At 64.4% G+C, this 1,782-nt stretch carries 1 protein-coding gene and 1 pseudogene; one reads left to right on the top strand and one right to left on the bottom strand.

The features are described 5' to 3' along the window. Nucleotides 1–328: 328 nt before the first annotated feature. Nucleotides 329–514: pseudogene (locus tag ACFTZB_RS45420) on the bottom strand (polyketide cyclase); the annotation flags it as partial. A 372-nt stretch (nucleotides 515–886) separates the two neighbouring features. Here ACFTZB_RS45420 and ACFTZB_RS45415 point away from each other — a divergent pair. Next, nucleotides 887–1,714, top strand: coding sequence for an alpha/beta hydrolase family protein (locus tag ACFTZB_RS45415; RefSeq protein WP_378442533.1), 828 nt, complete (start codon nucleotides 887–889; stop codon nucleotides 1,712–1,714). Nucleotides 1,715–1,782 lie beyond the last annotated feature (68 nt).

Here is a 1,782-nt window from a genome sequence, read left to right as displayed (position 1 = left end):
GCAACTGCGCCTCGGTCAACCGCAGCGTGTCGACGTCCGCCGGATCACCGTCCGGCAACGCCCCCTGAGTTCTCTCCCCGTCCCCCATGCATCAAGACTAGGTCGAACACCAGTTCGAGTCAAGAGATTTCCCTTAATCCGGCTGTGCCAAAACGCATTCGGCACGGTGCGATCGCACTGGATGGGCAATTCGATTGTTTCGCACATACCGTTACGCGAACTGTTCAGCGCCCTGACAGCGGTCGATTCGGCGACTATTCCCGGTGCGACGAGCGATCCGCCCATTCCAGCGCGTCGCCGGAGGTCAAGGTCCTGTTCGCTCCGCGCTTCAGTTCGTCGCCCCCTTGGCCAGTGCAGCGAGCCTGTCGACAGAGGCCAGGAGCCTGTCCGACGTGGTGGTGTGGGCCGGGTCGAGACGCTTCGGGTCCGTCTGTTGCGACCAGTCATACGTATGGGCGAGATGAACGCCGGGCGCCTGGTGTCCCTGCTCCGACGGCATCCAGGCGATTCGGCGATCAGATCGAACACCACGGACGCCGGGCCGCGATCACCCGACCGGCGGTCATCACCGCAGCAATCTCGCTCTCCTCGTTGATAACTCGATAACCCACGAACCGTGCCAGGTCGGGTGACGGGAGGGGAGGGCTGACAGTACCTGGATCCGCCGGCGGGGTGGGAGAACACTCGACTGTGGCTTCAGCTTCTTCACGTGGCACCGACGCGGGACAGCCACATCGTGCCGCGGTGGGGAAGCACCCCGGTAAGGCGCCCCCGGCGCCGGAAAGGAAGGCACCCAATGGCTGATTCAGACGAGGCCGAGGCCGCGTTCGACAACTTCGTGTCCCTGTGAACCACCGGCACGACCGCCGGACGGCGCGCCCCGCTTCTGCGGCGCCCCGACGAGGTCGGGCTGCAGTACGAGGACGTGACTTTCCCGTCCACGGACGGCGTTCCACTCGAGGGATGGTTCATTCCCGCCGACTCCGACAAGCTCGTCATTCACAACCACTTCCTGCCGGGCAACCGGTACGGATACCCCGGCCATTTGCCGGAGTTCGGTGGTTTCGGAGGGTTCGAAATCAATTTCCTGCCCGAGTACAAGGCGCTGCACGACGCCGGCTACAACATCCTGGCTTACGACATCCGCAACCACGGCATGAGCGGACAGGGCAACGGCGGCATCGTCGGCATCGGCTTGCTGGAGTACCGCGATGTCATCGGATCACTGCGCTACGCGGCGGCACGGCCGGACACGAAGAACATGAAGAAAGTTCTGCTGTCGGTCTGCCTCGGCGCAGACTCCACCGCGGTGGCCTGGTCCAAACACCCGGAAGAGTTCTCCGAGATTCAGGCGATGGTCATGCTGCAACCGGTATCCGCCCGGTACGTCGTCGAAGAGTTCGTCAAGGGCATCGGCATGGCCGACGGCTACGAGAAGTTCGACAAGGCTGTACACGAGCGAACCGGCTTCCACCTCGCTGAGCAGTCACCGCTCGAGCACGTCGAGGCCGTCACGGTGCCCACGCTCGTCGCGCAGGTCCACAACGACGTCATGACACGCCCCGAGGACGTCCAGTCGATCTACGACCGACTGCCGGTGGAGGACAAGGAGCTGTACTGGATCGAGGGCACGGACCGTCGGTTCGACGGGTACAACTTCTTCGGCGTCCACCCGGAGCTGCCGATCAACTGGTTCGACAAGCACATCGCTTAGCACTGCCGCCCGATCAGCCGCCGAGGCGGGACGGGCGCCACCGGACGGGACGCTACGCTGGCCGCGCC

Origin of the sequence: Rhodococcus sp. NPDC057014 (genome assembly GCF_042673295.1) — a bacterium.
Taxonomy (GTDB): Bacteria; Actinomycetota; Actinomycetes; order Mycobacteriales; family Mycobacteriaceae; genus Rhodococcus_F.
The sequence above is the reverse complement of the archived record's forward strand: the minus strand, read 5'-3'. Positions and strand labels throughout refer to the sequence as shown.